Here is a 25,563-nt window from a genome sequence, read left to right as displayed (position 1 = left end):
CTGGGCGCGGCCGGCGGCTGCCCGGCAGGGGGCTCAGACCGCCGGACCGAAGCCGGGCGACGACCTCGTAGCGGCAGTGGTCGCCCTGGTGGAGCCCTACGGTCACGCCGTAGCGGCCCTCGACCGTCTCCAGGTCGACGTGCCGGACGCCGTCCGACCGTCCAGCAGACGGAGCGAGGGGCCTACCGCATCCGGGCATCCCGGCCGGTTGTCCGCCGCAGGGCCCCGGGCGCGGTGCCGCTGATCGTGAGCAGCCGGACGGCGTCGGTGGGCACTCGGAACGCGCCGTCGCAGAAGGCCACGACCTCGACTCCCTCGGGCAGTTGAAGACCGGGGGAACCTCAGGTCGAACGGCAGTGAGGTTCCCCCGGTAGCTCGGAGGCTTTCGATCATGCTCTGATGGAGCTGAAGGGAGTCATCCGTGGCTGCACCGAAGAAGTACCCCGATGAGCTGCGTGAACGTGCGGTGCGTTTGTATCGGGAGTCGGATCCGAAGCCCGTGATCCGCCAGCTGGCCCGCCAGCTTGGGGTGCATCACGAAGCGTTGCGCAACTGGATCCGCCAGGACGAGGCCGACCGCGGTCAGCGCGGCGACCGGCCGACGACCTCGGAGGTGGAGGAGCTGCGCCGGCTGCGGCGGGAGAATGCCGAGCTGAAGCGGGCGAATGAGATCCTGAAAGCCGCGTCGGCTTTTTTCGCCTCGGAACTCGACCCGACCCGGCGACGGTCGTGACGCTCGTCGACGAGCTACGCGATCGCTTCGGGGTCGAGCCCGTCCTCCGGGTCCTCAACGTCGCCGTTTCCACCTACTACGGCTGGCTCACCCAGGCCGTCGACCCGTCCGCCCGCCGACGTGAGGACGCCGATCTGGCGGTGGAGATCGCCGAGATCCACGAGGTCTCCGGCGGCACCTACGGCAGCCCGCGGGTGCACGCCATGCTGCGCCGCCAGGGCCGGCACGTCGGTCGCAAGCGGGTCGAGCGGTTGATGCGGACCGCCGGCCTGCAAGGCGCGTTCCTGCGCAAGAAGTGGCGCATCCCCTCGACCCGGTCGAACCCGAAGGCGACACCGGCTCCGGACCTGGTCAACCGACAGTTCACGGCCGCGGCGCCGAACCGGTTGTGGGTCGCTGACGCCACCCGGATCCCATGCGGTGAGGGGGTGTTCTGGCTCGCCGCGGTGCGGGACGTGTTCTCCAACCGCATCGTGGGCTGGCGGTGCTCCGACCGCTGCGACACCGACCTGATCCTCGGCGCTCTGGAGTACGGCATCTGGTCCCGCGACGTCCGCGACGGCCAGCTGATCCACCACTCGGACAGAGGGTCGAACTACACGTCGTTCCGCTTCGCCCAACGCCTGGCCGACAACGGGATCCTGCCGTCGATGGGGTCGGTCGGCGACTCGTTCGACAACGCTCTGATGGAGAACTTCTGGTCGACGTTGAAGATCGAACTGGTCTACCGCAACTCGTGGCGGACCCGCGACGAAGCTGAGAACGCGATCTTCGCCTACATAGATGGGTGGTACAACACCCGCCGCATCCAGAAAGACCTCGGCTGGCGATCCCCAGACGAGTACGAAACCGCCTGGCACACCCACCAGGCCCGACCCGACGAGACGGCTATCGTTCAGCCTGAGCCCACCGGCGCCAGGTAACTAACCCTCCGGCGAACCGGGGGAACCTCAGCAGGTGCTCATGACGACGGCCATAACGTATGCCAGGATCAATGCTGGCGACTGGAGCAGGTGAGCCTCGCCAGGGACCTGGCGCTCAGCGTCCTTATGCCACGCCGCCTCGGTTGGAGGCGTGCTCGCTTTCATCGAAGGAGCCCGTACGTGAGGGACTTCGCCGCGCTGCACCGCACTGCTGCGCCCCTCGTCCTACCGAACGTATGGGATGTCGCCTCGGCCCGCTGCCTTGTCGACGCTGGCTTCCCGGCGCTCGGCACAACCAGCCTCGGCATTGCTGCTGCCAACGGCCTGCGCGACGGTGTCAACGCCACCGACGATCAGACGCTGCGCCTCACGCACAGCCTGGCGACGCTCCCGGCCCACATCACCGTCGACATCGAGACCGGCTCGGTCGCCACCGCGGTTGCGGTGGCGGCAGCCGGTGCCGTCGGCGTGAACATGGAGGACGCGATGGGCCCGGCCACGGCGCACGCGGCACTGATCAGGTCGGTGAAGCGGGAAGTGCCGGGTCTGTTCGTCAACGCCCGCACCGACACCTACTGGCAGCGTTCCGGCGACCTGGCTGAGACCCTGCGCCGGATACGGCTCTACGCCGACGCCGGTGCCGATGCCGTGTTCGTCCCCGGGGTAGCGGAGTCGGCCGACATCGCCGCCCTCGTGGCGGCGGTCGACATACCGGTCAACGTCCTGTTCCTGCCCGGACGACACACCGTCGCCACCCTGACCGAGCTCGGCGTACGACGGATCAGCACCGGCTCCCTGCTGTTCCGCGCCGCCCTTGCCGCATCCGTGCAGACGGCTCTGGCCGTCCGCGACGGCCTCACCGTCCGCACGGACCTTCCCTCCTACGCAGAGGTCAACGCGGAACCCGACGTGCGCCGCGGCTGGCCGGAGAGCGACGAGACGGAAGGTCACTTCGGGTAAACGACACGAACGCCACTCCGGCGGGTTCTCGCCAGGGTTGTCGTGCTCTTCTTGGGCCCGCTGTCGCGGCCGAGGACGCGCATGTCGCCGGTGCAGTGGCCCCGCGCGCTGCGCCAACGCCCGATCACTGCGTTACTCGGCGTCCTGCACCGACTCTGCCCGGACCATGCGGGGGGCCGGCACCGGTTCCTGCTCCTTGGCGGAACCCTCGACGGGCGTGGTGGGGTCGAGGCGCCGGACTGACGCCCCCAGGGGTGACAGGTAGGCAAGACCGGCAACCAACAGCCTGAGCAGTGCACCGATGGCGATCACCAGATAGAAGTTGTGGAAGGTCGTCTCGATAACGCCGGCCACCATCGCTGAAACGGGGATGGAGGCGAAGGCCAGCATCCGGGTTGTTGCCACCACCCGTCCCAGGAGTTCGTTGGGTACGATCTTCTGTCGAAGCGTGAACCAGGCGACCGGGTTGATGGATCCGAGTGCATAGAGCAGGCCCCAGACGATGGCGATGGCCACGGGGCTGTGCAACGGAATGAGGAAGAGCGTCACGAGGCCGGCCAGGGCCGTCGTGCCGATCAGCACCCGAGCAGGGGCGATCTGCCTGATCAACCTTCCCGCGACGGCCGCACCAAGAACCGCGCCGACCCCCTGAGCGGCCAGGACGATGCCAATAACGTCGGGGGAGAGCTTCCGGTAACTCACCAGGTAGAAGATGAAGTTCGCCTGAATCAACCAGATGGCGAAGTTGGTCCCGGTGAACATCAGTGAGCCGGCCATCAGCACTTTGTTCTTGCGGAATATGTAGGCCAGTGCCTCCCTGATCTCGTTTGTGAGGGATGCTCTGGCTGTCCTGGCGACCCGGGTCACAGCATCGGTGGCCCGAATTGCCAAGATTGCGAGTGCGGACACAAAGAAAGAGAGGGCGTTTACCAGGATGGTCACTTCGAACCCGGTCAGCGCGATCAGGCCGCCGGCGACCACGGGCCCGATCATGGTGGTGACGTTCTCACCAGACTGCAGCCATCCATTGGCCTGCCCGAGGCGGTTCGCAGGAACGATCTGCGGTAGGAAGCTCTGAAAGGCGGGATGATAGATCGGCTCAACGCACGAGAGTGCGAAAGCAACCAGATAGATCGGCCAAATCACCTGCATGTCCATCACGACCAGCAGAGCGAGGCCGAGGGCTATCACCCCCGCCGTGGCGTCGCCCGCTATCAAGAGTCGCCGGCGGTCCCAACGGTCAGCGAAAACCCCACCCGGCAGAGACAGCAGCAAGAACGGGAGATACTCGATCGCATAGAGCAGGCTGGTGCTCAACGCCGAGCCGGTGAGATGCAGCACGAGCAGGGGGAGAGCCAATCGATAAACCCAGTTGCCCAAGGAAGACGTCACGGACGCTATGAGCAGCAGGTAATAGCGTCCACCCATGATGTCTCCCCTCGATGGCGCAGGGTCGGTGAGATTGGCCGGGCTCATAGTACATGCGGCGGAAGTGACCTGTGGGCGGCCGTGCCGGGAAGCTGCAGACCTTTGTGAAGCCGGTGGTAGACGCGCGAAGCGCGCGGCCGGCACGCGCTTGCCGATCTTGAATAGTCAGAGTCGTGACCGGGTTTGAGCGGTCGCCCGGTTGCGAGCGAGGGAGGTCGGGCGGCACCGATGATCCTGAATCGGATCGTGGTGATCGCATGCAGTCAGTCCCGGGTGTGGCACCTCTGGCTTCTGACGGCGCAGCGGTGAATGTTGCACCAGGACGCAGCAATGCATCGTGATCGCTCACGCGGGGCAGCGGCCACCGCCGGATCGAGACACGTCCACGACGGACACTCGATCACGCGGTGGCCGCATCCCGCCTGTCCGGCCTCCACGAGCGACACCTGCAACGGCCTTGCAGATCAGTGAGCGCTGGTGAGTTGGGCGGCTGTCGAACCCACCCGACGATCTGAACCACAGACGGTGCATTCTTCCATGCGTACCCAGCGCTCGCTTTCGGTCATGGAGTAGTCGGTGAACTGGAGCTCCATGAGTCGTCCTGCGGCCACCGGCGGGGCTACGCCCGTGACCAGACGCGTGAGTTCCCCGATCAGGAAGCCGGTGGTCATCGTCACCAATGGGCAGAAGGCGGCGTTGTCCCCACCGATCTGTCGTTGACGCTTTTCTTCGAGCAGATCCCGGGACACGTCATCCGTTGCGAAAACCTGTTGACGCCAGCACTCCACGCAACCGGTCTGACCCGGGACGATGGTGAAGTAGATGGCGCGTTGAGTTTCCAAACCCCCCGTGAGCATCGGTATGCCGCGCATCACGCACGCTTCGTTCACCCAGTTGACGATTTCCATCTTGGGGCGGTCGGCCACCGATATGAGCACGTCGGCTCCATCGGCGACCCTGAGCACGTCCTCGGTGGAGGTGACGCGCAGGCTCACGGGCTCGATCGTCATGCGTGGGTTGAATTGCCGTACCCGTTCGACCGCCAGCCCCAGCTTCTCCTGGCCGACATCGCTGTCCCGGTAGAGGATCTGCCTGTTCAGGTTGGAGATCTCAACCCGGTCGAACTCCACGGCCCGCACGAACCCGATTCCCATCGCAGCCATGTCGAGTAGAAGATGGGATCCGAGGCCGCCGAGCCCAAGGAGGGTGACACGGCAGTCACGCAGCTTGCGTTGTTGGGCGTACTTGTTGCCGCTCATTCGGGCGAACGAACCAAAGAAGTTGATGTTGCGTTCCCATCGACGCAATTCGTAGTCGTCGAGGATGCCGTCCGGCGTGACCGCTCCATTGAGCAGGAAGCCGGCACCGTCGAACTGCTCTACGGCCGCGACAACCTCTTCGCGCGTCACCTCGGGGAACGCCGCGGCAAGGTCGCGGTGCACCTCTGTGACCGTCCGGGTTCCGTCGAGCAGGGCCAACAGTGCACGGATCGCACCCGTAGGGTCCCTGATCTCGGTTACTTCCCCGAATCCTCCGATATAGATCGTCTCCCCCGATCCGAAGACCGGCGACATGTGTTTCAGTTCGGGCTTGACATCGTCCTGCATGATCGACCACCTTCCGATGTTGTGATGACAGTCGGCCGTCGGTGGCCGACCGAACAGATCCCGCCGATGGAGATTGCGCTTCCACCGACGGGATCTGTCACTGGACAGGACGATGCCTGTCACGAGGCGCATCAGCCCTCGGCGGTGCCACCGGCGATGCTGGCCTTGCGGGTCGTCATGGCGACGTTCATGGTGATCCCTCCCTTCTGGTGATAGCTGGGTCTTCCGCCCCTCACAGAGCCGGGGGCGGAGGTATCGTGGCGGCTTCCGCCACCAGGGTGTGTAGCTGGGTAAGCCGTGTACGCAGAGCTTCCACGCTCTGCCGCAGGCAGCTCGGGTGTCTCGTCCGCACGCCGGTCGCGGCCAGCAGGTCCGCGGGTGGCTTGCTGTCGCCCGCCCGAAGCAGGTCGAGGAAACGCGGACCGAAGCTTTCCGGATCCCGCTTGAAGCCTTCGAGCAGCGTCAGCGCCGATAATTGACCGTAGATGTAGCTGTAGTTCGACCCGGGCTGAATGAAGAGTTCGCTGAGGTAGCTCCACCAGATTGCGTAGCCTGCAGTGAAGGTAACGGCAGGGCCATAAACCTGACGTTGCGTGTCCAGCCAGACCTGGTTTATGTGATCTGGGGTGAGGAATCCACAGTCCCTTACCGAGGAGCGGATTCCGACCTCGAAGGCGTGCAGAGCCGAGTGTCGGCCTATCGCCACGAGTTGGTCCTCGAGCCACCGTGCCAGATAGATCGCCTGAAGTTCAACCCGGTCGTTGCGAGACATCAGCTCATGTGCAACAACCGCCTCGCAGAAAAGAGCAACGGTCTCGCCCGTCACCGGCGGCGGTGTGGCGGCGAAGAAGGGCTGCTCGGCCGCGAATCTCAGGTGTAGTGCATGTCCCATCTCATGGGCAAGGGTGAAAACGTCGCGCAGCCTTCCCGTGTAGTTCAGCGATATGCACGCAGGGGAGCCGGGAATAGCCCGCGTCGAAGCTTTCCTCTGTTTGTTCGGGCGCGGCTCGGCATCTATGCAGTTCCCTGCCAGAACCGATCGTGCCGCAGCTCCGAAGATGGCGTCGATGCTCGCGAAGGAATCGATCACGAGCGTCGTTGCCTCCGACCACGAAATCGGCCCGGGGTCCACATTCGGGAAAAGTGGCGCGTACCGGTCGTAGTCCGTGAGTTCGCCCTGACCCAGCACATCGCGTTTGAGGGCGTAGTAGTCGTGCATGACGGGCAGGCATTCGTCGGCCACCGCCAACAGCGTATCGACCTCGGTGGCGTCCACCTGGTCCAGCGCGTAACGGGATGTCAGCCAGTCTGGTGCACCGAGATTTGCCCGCGCCTCGCCATCAGCGGCGATCATACTCAGGGCTGTGGCCCGAAGGTCGAGCTCACCCTGCAGGGCCTGGGTTATGGCGGCATGAATCGAGGCGCGAACGCTGCGGTCTGGGTCGTAGAGCGTGGGAAGGAGAGCGCCGATGCCCTGGGTGGCACCATCGATCTCGACCCGAAGCCGGCCGAGGAGTTGCTGGGCCAGCCGCTGCCAGCCGTCGATTCCTGTCGGCGCGAGTCTGGTCAACACCTCCCCGGCTGGCCCTGAAGGTTGCTGAAGTGAGGTCGCCCTCACCTTGCGGACGAAATGCTCATACTCGCGAAACGCTGCGTTGTCGGGTTTGTCCAGGGCGGCGATTTCCTGCTCGAAGAAGCTGAGTTCTGTGGCAAGTTCTGCCCAAGCTTCGTCACATCTTGTCAGCAGTGCGAGTGTCTCCGCCTGCTGGTCGTGCAAGCCATAGCAGAGTTCGGCGTAGGAGGAAACCCGCTGGAGGAGGCTGACGCAACTCTCGTACTCCCTGATTCCGAGTACGAGGTGATCGAGGTCCAGGATTGATATCTGGTCACGATAGTCTCGGGAAAGTCTCCGAGACCTATTTTTCACCTCAGTCAGAGCGTGCTCGACATTTGGGGAGTCTGGCGCGGCGAAAATGTGCTTCGGGTTCCATCTTGGAAGATCTTCCTGAACTCCCAACCGATTCGCCCTCCATCTGTCAGGAATCAGATCCACGCATTACCGTGAGTGATTCGACCATAGCCTTGCGTCGATTGACTGTCAAGAACTCCGTTCGACGTGGATGACGCGTCCTGGCATATCGATGTCAGTTCCCCTATTTTCCCACGTCAACGTCTTGTCGGCAGTCATAACGTGCGCCCTGCGGGGGGTCGACGCTCTGGCGACGCTGATGCGACCTGGGCTATTCGTGGCTCAGTCGGATATGACGGATACCGTGCCACCTGATGATGACAGCTTCCCAAAGAGAGTCTTCGACGTTCCCGACTGAACTGGCTTTCCGGACATCGATGGGATTCTCGCCAGGATCGAACTGCGCCGTAAGCAGATCCTATTCACGCCAGCGAAACGCCACGGGATCAGCGACAGGTAAACGCTAAGCGCGTGTTCGATAAGGCCTGATGCGGACGGCGTCGCGGCATGACATCCAGCGGTGCAGCGGGCGGTGAGGTGGCCTCCGGCATCCGGGATAGCACGGTACTGGGCGAGCATGGCGTCGCACGCGGCAATGGTCTTGATGCACCGATGATCTCCGGCGCGACGTTGCCCGGTCCGGTGTGGGGTCGACACCGCGGAATCGGGCACCGACGGGCGCTTCGTACCGCCCTCGCTGCGGATGTTGTTCGGACCCGAGCGGCTTCTGGTGGGCGGAGTACCGCCGTGGCCGTCGACGGCCCGGAATGTCGTGACAGGAGGTTACCCGTCGGCTGGGGGCCCTGGGCATGGCGGCGTCAGCTGAGCACCGCCGCCAGCTGGTCGTAGGTCGGAGCGAGCTGCCGCAACGTTCGGGCGGCGGATTCCGTGCGTCCGTTGACGATGTCGTGCTGGAGGCTGCCGACCAGTCGGGCCTGCCGGGTAGCGATAGCGGCAGCCTCGCCGCGGCCGAGGCTGGCGAGTGCGGCGGCGGCGTCGGTGAGCCGCCGAGCGCCGACCCGGATCGCGAAGTGCGTCAGGTGAGCGTTTGTCTCGGGGGCAAGTCCCTCGGCAACCAGGTCAGCGAGGCGGTGCACCGCCGCGGCACCTCCGATGGTGCCGGGCGGCACGGCGAGGTCGTCGCGCCCACGCAGCCAGGCGACCGCGCCGGGCAGCGCCGCGCGCAGCGCTGCCTCAGTGGTGATCTCACGGACGCGCCGGAAGTCGCCGCGCATGGTGTACGGCTCGGCACGGTAGAGGGTGATCGTGTCGGCCCGCCAGGCGGCCAGGAAGTCCTGGGTTGGCAGGGTCGCGTAGGGGCAGCCGTAAGGATCATGGAACCGGACCAGCGTATCGTCGGCTTCCAGGACAGCCACGAAGTGATCCGACCCGATCGGTCCGGTCATCCCGGGCACGTGACGCAACAGCCCCATCTCCAGCGGTCCGGCCAGAACAGGGCCCGTCTTGACCGCTTCGTTGAGCATCGCCAGGGCCTGCCCGCCGTCGTCGGCGCCTTGCCGGCGGCAGGTCCAGCCGAGCAGAGCGATCGCGTCGTCGATGCCGCGGTCGTCCCAGCCGTACGGGTCGAACAGCGGCAGCCGCCCGCCGAGCAGATGCATGCCGAACGGCGAGCCGGTCAGCACTTCGAGAATCGACGGGGAGGGGGCCGTCGGGCCGAGGGCCATCGCCAGCGAGTTGGCATAGCAGTAGGGCCCGGAACCGACGTAGGGGTGCATGCTTCAGCTTCCTCCGCTGGTCGAGATTAGGTAGGTGACGTCGAGGAGCGCACCGTCGGTGCCGGGCCGGATCTCGACCGGGCTAGCGAGCCTGAGCAAGCGGTTCGCGTCGATCCATGCCTCCAACGTCTCGTAGGCGCGCAGGATGTCGGGGAATCCGGCGTCGGCCTCGGCGACCGGCAGGTATGCGTCGGTGCCAGCCGGCGACAGCCTGACCCGCAGGTCATCGACGGGTTCAACGGAGCCGGTGAACGCCACCGCCACTTCGACAGGTCCGTCGCTGTCATGGGTCACGAACCCGTGGAAGTGCACCAGGGCCGGCCCGTCGCAGGGCACACCGGTCGCCTGCAGCCGGGCACGGATGCGGTGCTGTGCATCGGTGACGAAGGTGTCCAGTTCGCCGATGTGCACGCGCCGTTCCTGACACAACAGCTTGCGTGATGGCCTCAATCGCAGCCTCGGAGCGGCCGTGATCGGTGCAGCGGTACCGTCGAGGGCCCCGATCAGCTCGCGCCGGCGTCGAAGCTGGGCCTCCTGAGCTGCCAGCCAGGCGCGGAGTTCGGCCTGGCGGGCCTGCGGGCTGAGCTCCAGCAAGGTGGCGATGCGCGCCAGCGGCAGGCCCAGGACGCGCAGCCGGGCTATCAGCCGACCACGGGGAATCTGATCACGGTGGTATCGGCGGTAGCCGGTGGCGGGGTCGATTCCTGCGGGCACCAGCAGACCCTGCTCGGCATAGAGCCGCAGTGCCTTCGACGACAGGCGGGTCGCGGCACCGAACTCGCCGGGCAGGATCAGCTCCACGTCGTTCACCCGCCCAGCCTGGGCCATTCCCCTGGGGCGAGGTCAAACACGTCCTCAGTCTGAGGGAATGCGGCCCTTCGACGGGTTACCTACACCGGCACGATCAGTACCAACCCGGACCGCCGGCCCACGCGGCGAAGCTCGACCACCTGGGAGCGCATCGCCGCCCTGGCCCGAAACCGGCAGCGTTCGACCTCTCGTTCCGGGCGTACGCCGAGCACGGCCAGCAGCGACAGGTGGAACTCGTGCAGGTCAGCCGGCTGCCGGCAGTGGCTGTTCGGGCCAGTTGAGGGCGCGGGCGCCGAGCACCGCGGCCTGCAGGGTGAACCGTTGAGCGGGGTCGGCCGGGTTGTAACCGGTGAGGGCGTGGATGCGTTCGAGGCGGTAGGTGACCGCTCGTACCGAGACGTGGATGTGTTTGGCGGTCTCGGTGGCGACGCCGCCGGTGTCGAAGTATGCCTGCAGGGTGGCTACCAGCGGTTCGGCGCCGCCCCGGGCCCGGGTCAGCGGGTGCAGCACGGCGTGCACGAGTTCGACGATGGCGGGTTGGTCACGTAGTAGGACGCGGTAGATGAGCAGGTCCCGGGCGTCGACCACGGGGGTGGGCATGCGGAGCCGGCCAGCCATGGTCAGGGCCTCGCGGGCTTCCTCGTAGGAGCGGGCGATGCCGTAGAGGCCCGGGTGGGGCCGGCCGACGGCGATACGCCAGGGTTGTCCGCGGGGCAACCGGCGCAACTGGTCATGCATGAGCCGGCCGAGATTGTCGTCGGTGTCGCGGCCGGCAGGCACCCCGTCGGAACCGGTGGTGTCGGCGGGAGCGAGGACGACCAGGAGCCCGTCCTTGGTCGCGACAAGGACGTCACGGTCGCCGAGCCGGTCGAAGATGACCGCCTCCAGTGCCGTTATCGCCGTGTCGGTGTCCGGCAGCCGCCGGCTCGGCGCGGCCAGGGCGACCTGGTGGACGCGGGCGAGGTCGAGGCCGAACGGTTCGGCCCGGTCGACCAGACCGCCGAGGTCGGAGTCACCGCGTAGCAGGTCGTCGATGAGTTCGCGACGCAGCGTCTCCTCATGGCGGACCAGGTCGCGACGGGCGACCGCATAACCCTCGGCCAGGGTCGCGACGGCGTCGTCGATGACGTGCAGCACGGCGGCCGCCGCCGCACGCACGGCCTCACGGTCACGGCTGCGTACGACGTCCGGAAGGTCCTGCCACAGCCGTCGGGCGGCGGAGAGGTAGAGCTGCACCACCCGGCCGGCGGAGATGCCCTGCTCGGCGGCTTTCCGGCCGAGCGTCTCGACGGCGTCGAGTTCGGCGCGCTTGGGTCTGCGGCCGGTGATGGCGGCATCGGCGAGCAGCGGCAGGTAGTCGCCCAGCAACGCCACGGGCACGTTGCCGGCGTCACGACTGGCGCTGGCGGCGACCTCGGCGAGCCACTGCCCGTCGGGTTCGGTCGCCGCCGGCCGCTGAATGCGCCGTGTGCCGTTGTCACTCACGTGGCCGCTCCCGTTCACCGTTGCGTCTGACCCAGCATCGCCCATCCCGGCGGCGGTAGACGCCGATTCGAGGTCCGTACCGGTCGGCGCGGGGCTGGCTGGCCATCACCCGGAGCATGCCGTGGACAAGGTCACCTTCGCACCCCGGGCACTGGTGAGGCCGCCCCGGCGGCGAGGTACCGGGATCTGCGGGGGACCGGTCGCACGGGCACCGATGCCATGGCGATCTGCGGCGCGGCGGAGCAGGGCCCGGTCGAGACCCGGTTCGTACCCACGGATCCACCAGCCGGCACCCCGCGGATCATCCCGCTGCGCGAGGACGGCGGAGCGGTGGACCACCGGGACTCCGCCGCGGTGATCACCCTGCGATACGGCGGCACCCCGCCACCGCATCCCGGCCACGGCACCGACGGCAGCGGCCCTGCGGTCCTGAACGCCTACTGGTTGCCGAGCGTCGGCAAGGTATGACGGTTCAGCTGACCGGCCACAACCCTGGCCCGGTTCACGGTGACCAAGCGACCATGGCCGGAACGCAGGCCCGGACAACGCGGCCAACCCACCGAACGGCTGTCCAGCCGCCCAGCGCAGCAGAGGAGCGGTATGTCTGACGAGCTCGGCGTGACAGGCACTCCCGCGTTCGTGCATGGCTCACCGCGTGACGTCGCGGTGATCGGAGCGGGCATGATCGGCTTGTCCACGGCCTGGTTCCTGCAGGAAGCCGGCGCACAGGTGACGGTCTACGAGCGTCACCACGCCGGCGCCGGCGCCGGCGCGTCGTGGGGCAACGCCGGCTGGCTGACTCCGGGGCTGACCGCCCCACTGCCGGAACCTGCGGTGCTGCGTTACGGTCTGCGCGCGGTCCTCAGCGCCCGATCCCCGGTGTACCTGCCGCTGCGGGCCGACCGTGACCTGTGGCGCTTCCTGCTTGCGTTCGTGTTCCACAGCACCGCCCGGCGGTGGCGGCGGGGCATGGCCGCCTACGTCCCGCTCAACGAGCGCTGCCTGGACGCCTTCGATGCCCTCGCGGCCGGCGGTGTGAGCGCCGTGACGACGCCGGCGGATCCCTTCCTGGCCTGCTTCACCCGCGAGCGTGACAGCCGTGGACTGCTCGACGAGTTGGAACAGATGGGCGACGCCGGTCAGGACGTCACCTTTCGCCCGGTGACCGGACAGGTGCTCCGCTCGATGGAGCCCGTTCTGAGCGACCGGGTCGGTGCCGCCGTCCAGATTTTCGGGCAGCGGTACCTGAACCCTCCCGAGTTCATCACGTCGTTGGCCGATGCGGTCCGGGCCCGCGGCGGCCGCATCCTCGACAGCAGCGAGGTGACCGGTCTGCAGCCGGCAACCACCGACGTCCGCGTCACCGGCCCATCCGGGCAGCAGCACCGCCATGACGCTGTGGTCATCGCCACCGGAGCGGCCTTCGGTGAGCTGGCCGCACGCTTCGGGGTACGCCGCCCGGTGCAGGCCGGGCGCGGCTACAGCTTCAGCGTGCCCGTCGAACGGATGCCCGCCGGCCCGCTGTACTTCCCGGCGCAGCGGGTCGCCTGCACTCCGCTGGGCAGCCGGCTGCGGGTGGCCGGAATGATGGAGTTCCGCCGACCCACAGACGAACTGGACCCGCGACGCATCACCGCCGTCGTCGACGCGGTGCGGCCGTTGCTCAACGGGGTGAACCTCGACGACCGCCGCGACGAGTGGGTCGGTTCCCGGCCGTGCACTCCTGACGGCCTGCCGTTGATCGGCGCGACCGCCGCGCCGCGGGTGTTCGTCGCCGGCGGCCACGGCATGTGGGGCATCGTCCTGGGGCCGGTCACCGGCCAGTTGGTGGCCCAAGCGGTGCTCAAGGGTGAGGTGCCCGCGGAGCTGACGCCGTTCGACCCGCTGCGTTAGCGGGCGCGTCAGCACTGCCGAAGCCCCTGCCGAACCTCCGGACCGGACGCAGCCCGCAGCCGTCGGGTCGCGACCCACCGGCGAGCGGGGTAGTTCACGACACCCACCGATCGCCAGGGCGGAGCCGTTCGAGCCCCCGCCCTTCGGTTTCCCGAAGCACTTCCGGCATCCCGAGCAAGGAGCGGCACATGAGCGTCGACACCGGAGTATCCGATCAGGGCTGGCTCGCCGGCCTGCGCGCATCGCTGAGCGAGGACTTCGCCGCCCAGACGACCCGGCTCAGGGAACTGACGGAGATCTCGGCCGACACCGGCGAAGCACACAACCGCGCGGCACTGGTGGCGGCCACCCGGCACAACCTCGAACAGATCACCGGCGCGCTGCGCCGCATCGCCGAGGGCAGCTACGGCCGCTGCGAGAAATGCGACGGCCCCATCCCCGCCGAACGGCTCGAAGTGCTGCCGCACGCCCGGTTCTGCGTCCCCTGCCAGCAGAAACACAAGGGCTGACCGAATACCGCGGCAGCGGCCGCGCCGGCGACGAGGCCGGCGCGGCCGCTGACCGTGGCAGCACCCGACCCCGTCACCCGGCAGCCGGGTGACGGGGCTGCCGAGTGCCGGTGACATCCACGTCGATGACGTCCAGGATGCCCAGCAATCCCGCCAACGCGATCGCCTCGCCCCGCGAGAGAGCCAGGCTGCAGGTGGCATCGGGATCGCCGCCGACGCCATGGATCAGCTCGCGTCGACCGCCGGCGTAGTGGGTGACAACCCCGACCCGATGACCGGTGACGGTGGTGAACGTGTGGCACTCTCCGATGCCCGGCAGCGGTGTGAATTCGACGTCCATGACAGAACTCCGGAAGAAGACGACCGCAAACCGCGGCCGGGAAGTGGATACGGATGCAGGACAGGCCCACGTCAGCCCGTGAGTAGCCGGCGCAGGCCGGTGAGCGTGGCCAGCGGCGGTTCGGCGGGCATCGTGACGCAGCGACCGGTCAACGCGGCCAACCTCGCCGCGGTTCCGGGGGTGGTCGCACCCCCACCGGTGAGCAACAGCCGCCGCTGACCACCCCGCGGACGGTCGAGACGGCGCACACAGTCGGCGATCGCCGGGATCCGGTCGACGGACCCGGCGTCCTCGACACGCTCGGCCGCGACGATGCTGCGGTCACCGATACGTGCCACTTCGATACGTCCGGATCCGATGTCCACCACGACCACGTCACCGCCCGGGTCAGGACGGCAGGCCAGAGCCGCCGCGAGTGGCTCCTCCACCGCGCTGACCCGTCCGCCGACGGCACGGCGGACCGCGGCGACAAGCACGTTGCGCTGGCGCAGCGTCGCCGTCGCCGGCACACCGACCAGTACGGGATAGGCGGTGTCGGACGGTAGACGGATATCGGCGGTCAGCAGCCGCAGCAGGTGCACACAGGCGAAGAAGTCGCGCACCACACCGTTGCGCACCGGCCACGTGACGGTCACACCGCGGGCCTGAGCGGTCAGCGCGGCCCGTCCGGCCACGTGCCGGTCGGAACCGGGACGGCACAGCACCGTCGGTTCCGTGATCACCGTCCCCGCCAGCGGCGTCCACATCCGCACGGTGGACGTTCCGAGGTCAAGGGCAAGGCAGGACTGTACGCCCGGACGGGCATAGGCACCGGCGGTCAGCATGTCGTCCACCCGGGTACGGCGGAGACCAGGTGTCGAGGGTCAACGAAGGGAAACGACGTCGCCGGCAGGTCAACAGGCGTGCCGGAGCGACAGTCATGAACGAGGGGTGGCATGGTGCTCCCAGCCAAGGGGCAGCGTCGTGTCCGACGCCGCGCAACGGGCGGCTTCAGGCGGTGAGCGTCCACGTCGGCGGGGCCCGGTCCGCCGACCACGCCGGTACACAGCCCGGGACCGCACGACGGGTCAGCCGGAAGACGATGCACAACCCGATGTCCCGGGCAGCGGACACGACCAACACCAGCACAGCCCATACGAGCAACGTCGGCAGCGAAGCTCGCCGGCCGACGCCCCCGAAGCTGCGCCCGTCACCCATGCCGGCCACCATAGCCGCCCGGACCAGGAAGGGCCACGACAGCACGCGAGCCGTCTACCGAGGTCACGGGCATCCGGCCTACCGAGCGGTCGGTGACCACGGGCCGGGTTGCCGGGCGTCGGCAACGAGCGCGACGGAGTTTCGCCGGACCCGACCGCTGTCACTGCCCTGTTCAGCGGCGACGATGGGAGCCGGTGAACGCTCGTATCAATGGAAGTGATCGGTGTGACCGTGTCCGCGAACGTCCTCTCGTCCGACCAGCGCGCCGCCGGCATGTGTCGCTCGGCCCCGCCGACCGCGGTCGCGATCGACCTCGGCAGCAGCTCCATCGGCGTCTGGGCGGCGCACCGCGGCACCATCAGCGCGCCGTGTGGGGACGCGTTCCCCGTCGCGGCCTGCCGCCCGGTCCTGGCCGGCGAACACGACCAGACCGTGGTCCGCCGCGTCGTCGAGGCGGTCCTCGCCCCCTCCCACCTGGTGTTCATCGACACCGTGCGCGCCGCCGCGATCGGTTCGGGAGCAGCCGCCGGCAGCCTGCTGGTCACCGACGTCGGAGCCCAACTGACCGAGGTCGCCCTGCTGGACCACGGGCGGGTCGTCGCGGCCCGTCGCGCCGACATCGGCACTCGCGACCTCGCCCGCGGCGCCACCGTCGACCTGGTGAGCGACGTCGTCGCGCACCACCTCGAGGCCCTGTGGGGCGAGACAGCGCGGACGCAACTGGCCCCTGCCCTCACCCGCGGGCTGCTGGTCGTGGGCGACGGCGCCACACATCCCGGCCTGTCCGCGGCGTTGTCCGCCGTGCTCCGCCTGCTGGTTTACCGCGCCGCGTCCCCCCGCACTGCGGCGCTCAACGGCGCCGGGCTGGCCGCCATGTCGTTGCTGCGCCATCCCGCCCGGACCTGACCCTCGGCAGCGCTGAAGGACACCGCCCGGCGCAGCATCGCCGACACGTGCCGCCACGACGCATGTCCGAAGGCACCTGTACGCCGCCGGTAGACGCCCGATCGACACGAACGGTGCCCGAGAAGCAGACCCTCCCCGCGCTGACCCCGAACTGCCGTCTCGACGTCACCGCGCCTCGCCATACCGATCCCGAAAAGGAGAAATGATGTCGCCGAGCACCTACCAGCCGAGCGCTCCCGCCTACACCGTCCCCGGACTCAAGCCGGACACCGCCGCCGAGGTGATCTTCCTGCTGCAGGACCGGCTCAACGCGCTCAACGACCTCGCGCTGACCCTCAAACACGTCCACTGGAACGTCGTCGGACCCCACTTCATCGCGGTCCACACCATGTTCGACCCGCAGGTCGACTCCGTACGAGTCATGGTCGACGACGTCGCCGAGCGCATCGCCGCTCTCGGCGGATCGCCCGTGGGCACCGCAGGGGCGCTGGTCAGGCAGCGCGACTGGGACGACTACGCGATCGGCCGGGCGGACACCCACACCCACCTCGCCGCCTTGAACATCGTCTACGGCGCAGTGATCGAGGCACACCGGGCCGCCATCTACGAGACGGAGAAGGCCGACCCCGTCACCCAGGACATGCTGATCACCCAGGCCAGATACCTCGAGCAGTTCCACTGGTTCGTCCGGGCGCACCTGGACCCCGGAACCGGCACTCCGGTCACTCGGGAGGCCCACGACGAGCAGGCGGCCGCCGAGCGCGGTCGGAACGGCACCGCCACGCGCGTTCAGGAGGCTCGGCGAGCACCGGCACCGTGGCGCGGTGGCCCCCGGGCAGGAGGCCGATGACGAGAAGGCGGAGAGGTGACTGATCCGGTCAGCGCCATCGGCCCGGCGTCGAGTAACCCCGTGGAGAGACCCTAGAGCGGAATGTTGCCGTGCTTCGCGGTCCGCGCTGCGAGCGGCCTCCGGCTGAGCAGGCGCAACGCGGCCGCAATCTGCCTGCGGGAGTCCGCCGGCGGGATGACGGCGTCGATGAAGCCGCGCTCGGCGGCCAGGTACGGCGAGCCGTACCTGGCCTGGTAGTCCTCCATCAGCTTGGCCCGGGCCTGTTCCGGCTCAGCCGCGGTGGCGAGTTCCGCGCGGTGCAGGATGTCAACCGCGGCATGGGCGCCCATCACCGCGATCTCGGCGGTTGGCCAGGCGAAGTTCATGTCGGCGCCGAGATGTTTGGAGCCCATGACACCGTATCCGCCGCCGTACGCCTTGCGCAGCACCAGGGTGACTCGCGGGACGGTGGCCTCGGCGAACGCATAGGCCAGTTTCGCCCCGCGTCGGATCATCCCGGCATGCTCCTCGGTGGTGCCCGGCATGAAGCCCGGGACGTCGACCAGGGTCACGATGGGAACGTTGAACCCGTCGCAGCAGCGGATGAAGCGGGCGGCTTTCTCGGCGGCGCGCCCGTCGATGACACCCGCCTTGTGGGTGGGCTGGTTCGCCACGATCCCGATGGACAGTCCGCCGATGCGGGCGAAGCCACAGAGCATGTTGCGGGCGTAGCGGGGCTGGATCTCCAGGAACGAGCCGGGGTCGACGAGGTTCTCGATGACCGCGGCCACGTTCAGAGGTTTCCGGGAGGAGCCCGGGATCAGCTCCGCGAGGGCCGGTACGTCGGCGCTGGTGTCGCAGGCCGGACCTTCGGGTGGCCGCTCGGTGTGGTTGCTGGGCAGGTAGCCGAGCAGCCGCCGCGCGAAGGCGATGGCGTCGGCCTCGTCGGCCGCCAGGTGGTGGGCGTTACCGGAGATGGTGGCGTTGACCCGGCCACCGCCCAGTGTGTCCATGTCGGTGTCCTCACCGAGCGCCGCGCGCACGGCGTCGGGGCCGGTGACGAACATGTGTGCGGTCCGCTCGGCCATGATGACGAAGTCGGTGATCGCCGGCGAGTACGCGGCCCCGCCGGCGCACGGGCCCAGGATCAGCGACAGCTGGGGCACGATGCCGGACGCGGCCACGTTGCGTCGCACCAGCTCGGCATAGAAGCCGACGGCGGCCACACCCTCCTGGATGCGTGCCCCACCCGAGTCGTTGAGGCCGATGATCGGGCAGCCGGTCTGGAGGGCGAGATCCATGGCCTTGAGTACTTTTCCGCCGCTGGCCTCACCCATGCTGCCGCCCTGCACGGTGAAGTCGTGCGCGTACGTGAAAGCGGGCCGTCCCTCGATCAGACCGTGCCCGATGACCATGCCGTCGCCGTACGGCCGGGCCCGCGTCGAGTCGGGGTCCGGGCGGCTGCGCACGAGGGCGTCGATCTCGGCGAAGCTACCGGGGTCGAACAGCAGACCGATCCGCTCGCGCACGGTCAGTTTGCCGGCCTCCCGCTGCCGGGCGACGGCACGTGGTGACCCGCCGTCTCGCGCATCGGCCAGCCGGGAGTCCAGCTCCGCGATCCGGGCACGCACCTCGTCGGCGGTCATCGGGCCGCCCCGTCCAGGTCCCTCGTCATCGCGGTCGCGATCTGCTGGGTGTCGGCCATCAACTGGGTCAGCCCCTCCTCGACGATGACGCCACGGTCGTACCCGAAGGACAGGCGCAGCCGCCCGTTCATCGTCCGGACAACCACCACCAGATCGCGTGGTAACACGTAGCCGCTCTGCCGGGCCAGCGGCGTCACCGTGGCCGCCCCGACCGTGGTGGGCAGCGCGACCTCGGGCAGGTGGTTGAAGGAGATCCGGTACGGGATGTCCTCCTGCGCCCGCCCGGCCAGATGGAAGTACTGGCTAATCGACAGTCCTTGCTCCTCCCCGGCGGTCAACACGGCCTCGCGAACCCGCCGCAGGCACTCGCGCAGGTCGGGCCCGCCGCCGAGGTCGACGGTGATCAGCCGCAGCTGGGAGAGAAAACCCACGACCCGCTGCAGCTCGGGCGCCTCGCGGGCGGTCACGTTGATCGGCACCGTGATCTCGTCGTGCTCGGACTGCCGGTGCAGCGCCAGCATGAACGCCGTCAGCATCACCATCTGCGTGGTCGCCCCGGCCTCACGGGCGGTCTGCTCGATTCCGGCGGCCACCTCGCCGTCCAGTTCCACCTCCCGCAGCCCCAACTCCCGCTGCCGGCCGGCAACGCGCTGCTCGTCCCGCGCCAGACGCAGCGCGGGCACGCTGGTCGTGGCCAGCTTCCTTCGCCAGTACTCCAGTTGCTGGTCGAGAACGACTCCGGAGTAGAACGACCGCTCCCACTGCGCGTAGTCGGCCAGACGCAGCGGCGGCGCGGCGGGCCGGGAGGCGTCCTCGTAGCCGAGCACCAGATCCTGGAACAGCACGCCGGCCGACCAGCCGTCGGTGATCAGGTGGTGCAGCACGACGGTCAGGACGTGCCGATCCGGGGTCAGACGCACCAGCCCGAACCGATACAGCGGCCCGGTGAACGGGTCGAACGGCCGTTCGGCCTCGGTGAGGGCCCGCGCCAGCTCGGCCTGCGGGTCGGCCGCAGCCGTGAGATCGGTGATCGGCAACGCCACCGGGCCCGCCGCCGCGTGCCGCTGGCGGACCACGTCCCCGGCCGTGAACACCGTGCGCAGCCCATCGTGCACAGCGACGAGCCGGTCGATCGCACGGGCCAGAGCGTCCGGGTCGACCGGGCCGGCCAGGTCGAGATGCTGGGTGACCAGAAACGGTGTCCCTCCGGCGCGTTCGGCCTGTAGGTAGCGCTCCTGATTGATGGTCAGGGGGAAGTCGTCCTGATCGACCCGCACGGGCCGTGGCACGGCTGCCGGTCCGGCCACCCGCAGGTCGTCGAGCGCAGCGGCGAACGCGGAGACCGTGGGGTTGTCGAACAGCAGCCGCACCGGGATGTCACAGTCGAGCGTCGCGCGCAGCTCGTGCATCATCTGCGCGGCCATGAGCGAGCTCCCGCCGAGGGCGAAGAAGTTGTCGTCGCCGCCGGTGACGCGCGTTCGCAGCACGCCCGAGAACGCGGCGCGGACCACCTCGGCGGTAGTTTTCGGCGACTGGCCGACGACCTCGGCGTGAGCGTGCGCTGCCAGGGGCCCGAACCAGTACGGCGTGCGCTTCCAGGGTCCGGAAGGCATCGAGACCACCGGGCGCGGACGGTCGAAGAACTGGCCGAGGTCGACCGGTACGCCGTACACGTGCAGCGCCCCCAGCGCCTCCAGCAGGGATTCGGGATCAGGCCGCCCGCGCCTCAGGGAGGCGACCGCATGGCCTTCGGGTCCGATCACCTGCTCAGTCGGCAGTGTGAGGGTCGGGTTGGGGCTCATCTCGACGAAGAGGCGGTAGCCGTCGGCGCAGAGCCGCTGAACGGTCTGGTGGTAGAGGACCGGCTCGCGGATGTTCGCCGCCCAGTAGGCGCCGTCGAGCTCGGTGCCGGCCAGCGACGCCGTGGTCACCGACGAGTACATCGGAACCGTGACCGGCCGGGGCCGTAGGGTGGCCAGGACCGTCCGCAGCTCGTCCGCGACCGGCTGCACCACCGGCGAGTGGCCGGCACCGTTGGCCCTGACCCGGCGGCCGAACACGTCGCGCTCGGCCAGATCGGCGATCAGCTGCTCGATGGCGTCGACGTCACCGGAGACGACCGACATCTCCGGCCCGTTACAGACCGCCACCGACAGGAGCGACGCGTACGGTTCGATGGCCCGGGTCAGGTCGTCTCCGGCGAGCCCGACGACGGCCATCGCCCCCTGGCCACGCAGCGTGGCCAGCCCATTCGCGCGCAGGCCGGTCACCCGGGCGGCCTCGGCGAGGGTGAGCGCGCCCGCCACGTAGGCCGCGGCCACCTCACCCATGCTGTGTCCGACCACGGCGGCCGGTTCGATGCCGCGGGAACGCCAGCTCGCGGCCAGGGCGACCTGCACGGCGAACAGCAACGGCTGGACGACGTCGTCACGGTCGAGCATCGAATCCTGCTCGGTGACAGCGAAGAACTGGTCCCGTACGGGCCACGCCAGGTGTGGCTGCAGGGCGGCTGCGCAGTCGTCGAACGCCTTCTGGAACGCCGGGTCGGCCCGGTAGAGCCCGTGCCCCATACCGAGGTGCTGAGAGCCCTGGCCGGGGAAGACGAACACGACGCGCCGGTCGGCGACGACCCTGCCGGTGACCGCTTCCGGGTGCGGTGGCGTGAGCCGCTCGGCCAGTTCCTCAGGCGTTCGCGCGACCACGGCCATCCGGTGCTCGTGGTGCGTGCGTCGCAGCCCGGCCGTGTAGGCGAGGTCGTCGATCGATGCGGGACTGCCTGCGGCACTACGCGCGGTGCGCTCGGCCAGAGCTTCGAGGGCCTCCGGCGAGCGGGCCGACAGGACGATCAGGCGAGCCTGACCGCTGTTCGCGACGGTGACCGGCGCCGGTGCTTCGGCCACGATGACGTGCGCGTTCGTACCGCCCACGCCGAAGCTGTTGACGCCGGCCGACCGATCGCCGGGCGACTGCGGCCACCGCCCCGCCGTGACGGGCACGCTCATGCGCAGCTTCGCGAAGTCGATGTGCTCGTTCGGCTGTGCGAAGTGCAGACTGGGCGGCAATACGCCGTGCTCGATGGCCAGCGCTATCTTGATCAGGCCGGCGACGCCCGCCGCGGCCTCAAGGTGACCGATGTTGGTCTTGACCGACCCCACCCGCATCGACGCCGGGGCGTGGGCGGCCGCGATGGCGCCGGCCTCGATCGGGTCGCCCAGGGCGGTACCGGTGCCGTGGGCCTCGACGTACTGCACGTCACCCGGGCGCAGACCGGCCGCGTCGAGCGCCGACCGGATCACCCGCACGTGCGCCTCCGGGTTGGGCCCGGACAGGCCGTTGGAGCGGCCGTCCTGGTTGACCGCGGTGCCGCGGATCACCGCGTGCACCCGGTCGCCGTCGGCGACCGCCTGGCTCAGCGGCTTCAGCAGGACCAGCCCGGCACCCTCGCCGCGCACGTATCCGTTCGCCCGGGAGTCGAACGTGTGGCAGCGCCCGTCCGGTGACAACGCACCGCTCTGGCACAACGCGGCCGTCGTCTCCGGAGACAGCATCAGGTTGACCCCACCGGCCAGGGCGAGGGCGCTCTCGCCGCGCCACAGGCTGTGGCATGCCTGATGGATCGCCACCAGCGACGACGAGCAGGCGGTATCCAGCGCGATGCTCGGGCCGCGCAGGTCGAAGGTGTACGAAATACGGTTCGCGGCCAGGCTGAACACGTTGCCCGTGCCCGAGTACGGGCCGGCGTGCACCCCCTGCGTGCGCATCAGATCGGCGTAGTCGCTCGTGGTGATGCCGACGAAGACCCCGGCCGTGGTGCCCGCGACGTCCGGGGGGAGTACGCCCGCGTCCTCGAACGCCTCCCAGGTCAGTTCGAGCAGGAGACGCTGCTGCGGGTCCAGGTAACGCGCCTCAAGATCCGACATCCCGAAGAACTCGGGGTCGAAGCCGGTGACCTCGCCAAGGAAACCACCACGCCGGACATACATCTTGCCCGGCCGGGGAGTGCCCGGGCGGTAGTGCGCCTCGACGTCCCAGCGGTCCGGTGGGATGTCCCCGATGGCCTCAGTACCCGAGGCGAGCAGCCGGAAGAACTCCTGCGGGCCGGCAGCGCCAGGGAAACGACAGCCGATGCCCACGATCGCGATCGGCTCCTGCTCCCGGGCGGGTACCGGCACGCTGGCCGCAGCGGCACGGGAACCGGTCAGGTGCGCAGCGAGCGCCTCGATCGTGGAGAACTCGTACAGGGCCGTCGGCGCTATCTCGCGCTCCAGGAAGGTCGCCAGTGCGGCCGTCAGCTCCACCGTGGCGACCGAGGTGAGGCCGAGTGCGCGGAACGGGACGTCCGTGGCGATCTGCTGCGGATCACGGCCGGTGCGCAGCGCGACGTGCCAGCGAAGCCAGGTGCGGATCGCCGTCGGGGTGCGTTCACTCGCGGTCCAGTCGTGAACCGGATGCAGGAGCCCGTCCCGGTAACGCTCCCGCATCTCCGCGCGCCGGATCTTGCCGCTGGACGTCTTGAGGATCGACCGCGGCGCGATCAGCGCCACCGCATGCACCGGGATCCGCTCGGCGTCGGACACCGCGTCACGGATGGCGTGCACGATCTGTTCGTGATCGTCGTCGTGCCCACCGGCGACCTCGGCGACAACGACGAGCCGCTCCTCGGCGGCCTCCTCGACGGCGAACGCCGCGCTGCACCCCGCCCGCAACCCGGGATGGGCCGCCTCGACGACCCGCTCGATGTCCTGCGGGTAGTGGTTCGCACCACCGACGATGACCAGATCCTTGAGGCGGCCGGTCACGAAGAGCTCACCATCATCCAGGAAACCCAGGTCCCCGGTCCGGAGGAATCGACCACCGCTCCCGTCTGCCGTACGAGCATGGAAGGTCTGCTCGGTCGTCTCCGGGCGGTTGTGGTACCCCCGACCGACGCTGGGACCGCCGACCCAGATCTCGCCGGTGACGCCGTCGGCGCACGGCTCGGCCGTGACCGGGTCGACGACACGGACCTCCACACCGGGCGCCGGGACGCCGCAGGACACGCTGCGGCGGCGGTCGGCGGCCCGACGGGCGGTCCGCCCGGGCGGTACGGACGAAACCATCAACGTCGCTTCGGCCAGACCGTAGGCCGGAGTGAGGGCCACCGGATCGAAGCCCGCGGCGTCGAACCGTTCGGCGAACCGGTCGAGGGTCGGCCCGTGCACCGGCTCGGCACCGTTCGCCGCCACCCGCCACGACGAGAGGTCGAGCCCCGCGACCCGGGTCGCCTCACTACGCCTGACACACAGGTCGTAGGCGAAGTTCGGCGCGATGCTGAAGGTGCCGCGGTACCGGGCGATGGCCTCCAGCCAACGCATCGGCCGCTGCACGAACGCCTCGGGGGCCATCATCGTCACGGTCGCGCCCAACGACAGCGGCAACAGGATTCCCGCGATCAGTCCCATGTCGTGGTAGGTGGGGAGCCAGCTGACGAACTCGTCGTCCGGTCCCAGTTCCCACATCTCCTGCTGACAGGAGAGATTGTGCGCGAGCTGGTCGTAACCCACGACCACTCCGCGCGGATCGCCGGTCGACCCTGACGTGTACTGCAGGAAGGCGATGCCGTCGGCTGAGCCACCATCGACGGTCCCCTCCGGAACAGACTCCTCGCCCGCATCGAGCAGAACCCGCTCGAGGCCGGTGAGGCTCCCCAGGTCGCGCCGCGCCACGTCGGCGGTCACGATGACCGTCGTGGCACCGCAGTCCGCGGCGATCCGCTCGAGCCGGGTCAGCGTGGGCTGGTGGCGTCGCTCGTCCGGCGGTGGTACGGGAACGGCGACACGGCCCGCCCGAAGAGTGCCGAGGAACGCTGCGGCGCAGCCCGGTCCCGACGATTGGAGCAGAAGGACAGGGCCGGAGGCTCTCGTGCGCGCCAGGCCCGCAGCAACCGTACGGATCTGCTGTTCCAACTCCCCGTAGGTCCACTCCTCGACCCGCCCGTCGACATCGCCGGTGCCCAGAAACCGCAGGGCCACCCGGTCGGGGATGCGTCGGGCATGACCCGACACGACATCGCTGATGCCTTCCATGGAACTCATCTCCTGTACACGGGTGGAGGGTCTCGAGGTTGGGTAGCGCAAATTCCCGGCCGCTCGCCGCCGACCGATGCGGCGGTCGTGCGGCACCGGCATGGTCAGTTCGGTGAGCCGGTCGGCCCCGGTCCCATGGTTCGCGTGTCGCCCGCGGTACCGGGTCGCTTCACTGCGCCCCGGTTGATCCCGCCACAGCGGGTTGTCCAGAGGCCACGGAGGCTCACGTGCAGAAGCACTCCTGCATTCGGGAGACACGGCGAGCCGCCTGGCCCCTCAGCTGCTGCGTGTAGGGGAGGTGGCGATCCGCAGGTACCGGTTCGCGGCGCGTGTCGGGCAGCCGGTCGACACCGCCGAAGGGCTTCTCGGCGGCCACGGCGGCAACCGAGCCCCAGCCGGTGAGTCCGCCGGCTGTGAACGGCACAAGCGCTGTGTTCCGCAGGTAGCGCGCGGTCGCCGTCGCCGTCGCGGTGTCCACCGTCATGCGTTGATCGTCACGAACTCCCGGATCGTCGTCAATACAGCTG

19 protein-coding genes are annotated in these 25,563 nt (G+C 68.9%); 8 read left to right on the top strand and 11 right to left on the bottom strand.

Annotated features, from left to right (window positions below):
* The first annotated feature begins 421 nt into the window (after positions 1 to 421).
* The 3 genes from JQX11_RS12980 to JQX11_RS12970 all read left to right on the top strand — a co-directional run bounded on the left by JQX11_RS12980 (position 422) and on the right by JQX11_RS12970 (position 2,616).
* The gene (locus tag JQX11_RS12980) at positions 422 to 733 is read left to right on the top strand and encodes a transposase (protein WP_046570475.1); all 312 of its coding nucleotides are present in this window, start codon (positions 422 to 424) and stop codon (positions 731 to 733) included.
* Entirely contained in the window at positions 730 to 1,656 is a 927-nt protein-coding gene (locus JQX11_RS12975; RefSeq protein ID WP_204925228.1) for an IS3 family transposase, read from the top strand. The genes JQX11_RS12980 and JQX11_RS12975 overlap by 4 nt, the downstream gene beginning before the upstream one ends.
* A gap of 180 nt (positions 1,657 to 1,836) precedes the next feature.
* A complete protein-coding gene (locus JQX11_RS12970) occupies positions 1,837 to 2,616 on the top strand; it encodes an isocitrate lyase/PEP mutase family protein (protein ID WP_204925227.1) in 780 nt (259 codons plus the stop codon).
* 132 nt (positions 2,617 to 2,748) lie between these two features.
* On the opposite strand, the gene JQX11_RS12965 is transcribed toward JQX11_RS12970, so the two are convergent.
* The 6 genes from JQX11_RS12965 to JQX11_RS12940 all read right to left on the bottom strand — a co-directional run bounded on the left by JQX11_RS12965 (position 2,749) and on the right by JQX11_RS12940 (position 11,651).
* Positions 2,749 to 4,044, bottom strand: a complete 1,296-nt coding sequence (locus tag JQX11_RS12965) for an MFS transporter (RefSeq protein ID WP_204925226.1) — start codon at positions 4,042 to 4,044, stop codon at positions 2,749 to 2,751.
* A 464-nt stretch (positions 4,045 to 4,508) separates the two neighbouring features.
* The gene (locus JQX11_RS12960; protein ID WP_204925225.1) at positions 4,509 to 5,651 is read right to left on the bottom strand and encodes a HesA/MoeB/ThiF family protein; all 1,143 of its coding nucleotides are present in this window, start codon (positions 5,649 to 5,651) and stop codon (positions 4,509 to 4,511) included.
* 232 nt (positions 5,652 to 5,883) lie between these two features.
* Entirely contained in the window at positions 5,884 to 7,704 is a 1,821-nt protein-coding gene (locus tag JQX11_RS12955) for a M3 family metallopeptidase (protein WP_204925224.1), read from the bottom strand.
* Positions 7,705 to 8,438: 734 nt separating this feature from the next.
* On the bottom strand, positions 8,439 to 9,356 hold the full coding sequence (locus JQX11_RS12950) for a YobF C-terminal domain-containing protein (RefSeq protein ID WP_232377766.1): 918 nt from the start codon (positions 9,354 to 9,356) through the stop codon (positions 8,439 to 8,441).
* A 3-nt stretch (positions 9,357 to 9,359) separates the two neighbouring features.
* The gene (locus tag JQX11_RS12945) at positions 9,360 to 10,166 is read right to left on the bottom strand and encodes a MerR family transcriptional regulator (RefSeq protein ID WP_307826166.1); all 807 of its coding nucleotides are present in this window, start codon (positions 10,164 to 10,166) and stop codon (positions 9,360 to 9,362) included.
* A 243-nt stretch (positions 10,167 to 10,409) separates the two neighbouring features.
* Positions 10,410 to 11,651 (bottom strand): PucR family transcriptional regulator, encoded by a 1,242-nt coding sequence (locus tag JQX11_RS12940; protein ID WP_307826165.1) that lies wholly within the window; start codon positions 11,649 to 11,651, stop codon positions 10,410 to 10,412.
* 219 nt (positions 11,652 to 11,870) lie between these two features.
* Here JQX11_RS12940 and JQX11_RS12935 point away from each other — a divergent pair, with 219 nt between their 5' ends.
* From JQX11_RS12935 to JQX11_RS12925, 3 genes are all read left to right on the top strand, one after another.
* Positions 11,871 to 12,119 (top strand): hypothetical protein, encoded by a 249-nt coding sequence (locus JQX11_RS12935; protein WP_204925221.1) that lies wholly within the window; start codon positions 11,871 to 11,873, stop codon positions 12,117 to 12,119.
* Positions 12,120 to 12,251: 132 nt separating this feature from the next.
* Positions 12,252 to 13,544: an NAD(P)/FAD-dependent oxidoreductase gene (locus JQX11_RS12930; RefSeq protein ID WP_204925220.1), complete on the top strand. Its 1,293-nt coding sequence runs from the start codon at positions 12,252 to 12,254 to the stop codon at positions 13,542 to 13,544.
* A gap of 188 nt (positions 13,545 to 13,732) precedes the next feature.
* Entirely contained in the window at positions 13,733 to 14,053 is a 321-nt protein-coding gene (locus tag JQX11_RS12925) for a TraR/DksA family transcriptional regulator (protein ID WP_204925219.1), read from the top strand.
* Between the two features lie 73 nt (positions 14,054 to 14,126).
* Here the strand turns inward: JQX11_RS12925 and JQX11_RS12920 are convergent, their stop codons facing one another.
* Positions 14,127 to 14,393, bottom strand: a complete 267-nt coding sequence (locus JQX11_RS12920; RefSeq protein WP_204925218.1) for a cation:proton antiporter regulatory subunit — start codon at positions 14,391 to 14,393, stop codon at positions 14,127 to 14,129.
* 71 nt (positions 14,394 to 14,464) lie between these two features.
* Positions 14,465 to 15,217, bottom strand: coding sequence for a rod shape-determining protein (locus JQX11_RS12915; protein ID WP_232377822.1), 753 nt, complete (start codon positions 15,215 to 15,217; stop codon positions 14,465 to 14,467).
* A 583-nt stretch (positions 15,218 to 15,800) separates the two neighbouring features.
* Between JQX11_RS12915 and JQX11_RS12910 the strand changes: the two genes are divergently transcribed.
* Positions 15,801 to 16,496, top strand: a complete 696-nt coding sequence (locus tag JQX11_RS12910) for a cell shape-determining protein MreB (RefSeq protein ID WP_204925216.1) — start codon at positions 15,801 to 15,803, stop codon at positions 16,494 to 16,496.
* Positions 16,497 to 16,701: 205 nt separating this feature from the next.
* Entirely contained in the window at positions 16,702 to 17,346 is a 645-nt protein-coding gene (locus JQX11_RS12905; protein WP_232377765.1) for a Dps family protein, read from the top strand.
* 71 nt (positions 17,347 to 17,417) lie between these two features.
* On the opposite strand, the gene JQX11_RS12900 is transcribed toward JQX11_RS12905, so the two are convergent.
* The 3 genes from JQX11_RS12900 to JQX11_RS12890 are packed head-to-tail and all read right to left on the bottom strand — an operon-like array spanning position 17,418 to position 25,520.
* The gene (locus JQX11_RS12900) at positions 17,418 to 18,971 is read right to left on the bottom strand and encodes an acyl-CoA carboxylase subunit beta (RefSeq protein ID WP_204925214.1); all 1,554 of its coding nucleotides are present in this window, start codon (positions 18,969 to 18,971) and stop codon (positions 17,418 to 17,420) included.
* On the bottom strand, positions 18,968 to 25,294 hold the full coding sequence (locus JQX11_RS12895) for a type I polyketide synthase (RefSeq protein WP_204925213.1): 6,327 nt from the start codon (positions 25,292 to 25,294) through the stop codon (positions 18,968 to 18,970). Before JQX11_RS12895 ends, JQX11_RS12900 begins: the two co-directional genes overlap by 4 nt.
* A complete protein-coding gene (locus JQX11_RS12890; RefSeq protein ID WP_204925212.1) occupies positions 25,260 to 25,520 on the bottom strand; it encodes a hypothetical protein in 261 nt (86 codons plus the stop codon). Before JQX11_RS12890 ends, JQX11_RS12895 begins: the two co-directional genes overlap by 35 nt.
* Between the last annotated feature and the right edge of the window lie 43 nt (positions 25,521 to 25,563).

This window comes from Micromonospora humida, assembly GCF_016901255.1.
In the GTDB taxonomy this organism is placed as follows: domain Bacteria; phylum Actinomycetota; class Actinomycetes; order Mycobacteriales; family Micromonosporaceae; genus Micromonospora; species Micromonospora wenchangensis.
This window is presented reverse-complemented; position numbering and strand designations above follow the sequence as displayed.

Excerpts from the sequence above, each read along its gene's own strand:
- JQX11_RS12925 (WP_204925219.1), top strand. The coding sequence starts at position 13,733 with ATGAGCGTCGACACCGGAGTATCCGATCAGGGCTGGCTCGCCGGCCTG.
- JQX11_RS12965 (WP_204925226.1), bottom strand. The coding sequence starts at position 4,044 with ATGGGTGGACGCTATTACCTGCTGCTCATAGCGTCCGTGACGTCTTCC.
- JQX11_RS12890 (WP_204925212.1), bottom strand. The coding sequence starts at position 25,520 with ATGACGGTGGACACCGCGACGGCGACGGCGACCGCGCGCTACCTGCGG.
- JQX11_RS12930 (WP_204925220.1), top strand. The coding sequence starts at position 12,252 with ATGTCTGACGAGCTCGGCGTGACAGGCACTCCCGCGTTCGTGCATGGC.
- JQX11_RS12905 (WP_232377765.1), top strand. The coding sequence starts at position 16,702 with ATGTCGCCGAGCACCTACCAGCCGAGCGCTCCCGCCTACACCGTCCCC.
- JQX11_RS12960 (WP_204925225.1), bottom strand. The coding sequence starts at position 5,651 with ATGCAGGACGATGTCAAGCCCGAACTGAAACACATGTCGCCGGTCTTC.
- JQX11_RS12900 (WP_204925214.1), bottom strand. The coding sequence starts at position 18,971 with ATGACCGCCGACGAGGTGCGTGCCCGGATCGCGGAGCTGGACTCCCGG.
- JQX11_RS12935 (WP_204925221.1), top strand. The coding sequence starts at position 11,871 with ATGGCGATCTGCGGCGCGGCGGAGCAGGGCCCGGTCGAGACCCGGTTC.
- JQX11_RS12920 (WP_204925218.1), bottom strand. The coding sequence starts at position 14,393 with ATGGACGTCGAATTCACACCGCTGCCGGGCATCGGAGAGTGCCACACG.
- JQX11_RS12950 (WP_232377766.1), bottom strand. The coding sequence starts at position 9,356 with ATGCACCCCTACGTCGGTTCCGGGCCCTACTGCTATGCCAACTCGCTG.
- JQX11_RS12915 (WP_232377822.1), bottom strand. The coding sequence starts at position 15,217 with ATGCTGACCGCCGGTGCCTATGCCCGTCCGGGCGTACAGTCCTGCCTT.
- JQX11_RS12910 (WP_204925216.1), top strand. The coding sequence starts at position 15,801 with ATGGAAGTGATCGGTGTGACCGTGTCCGCGAACGTCCTCTCGTCCGAC.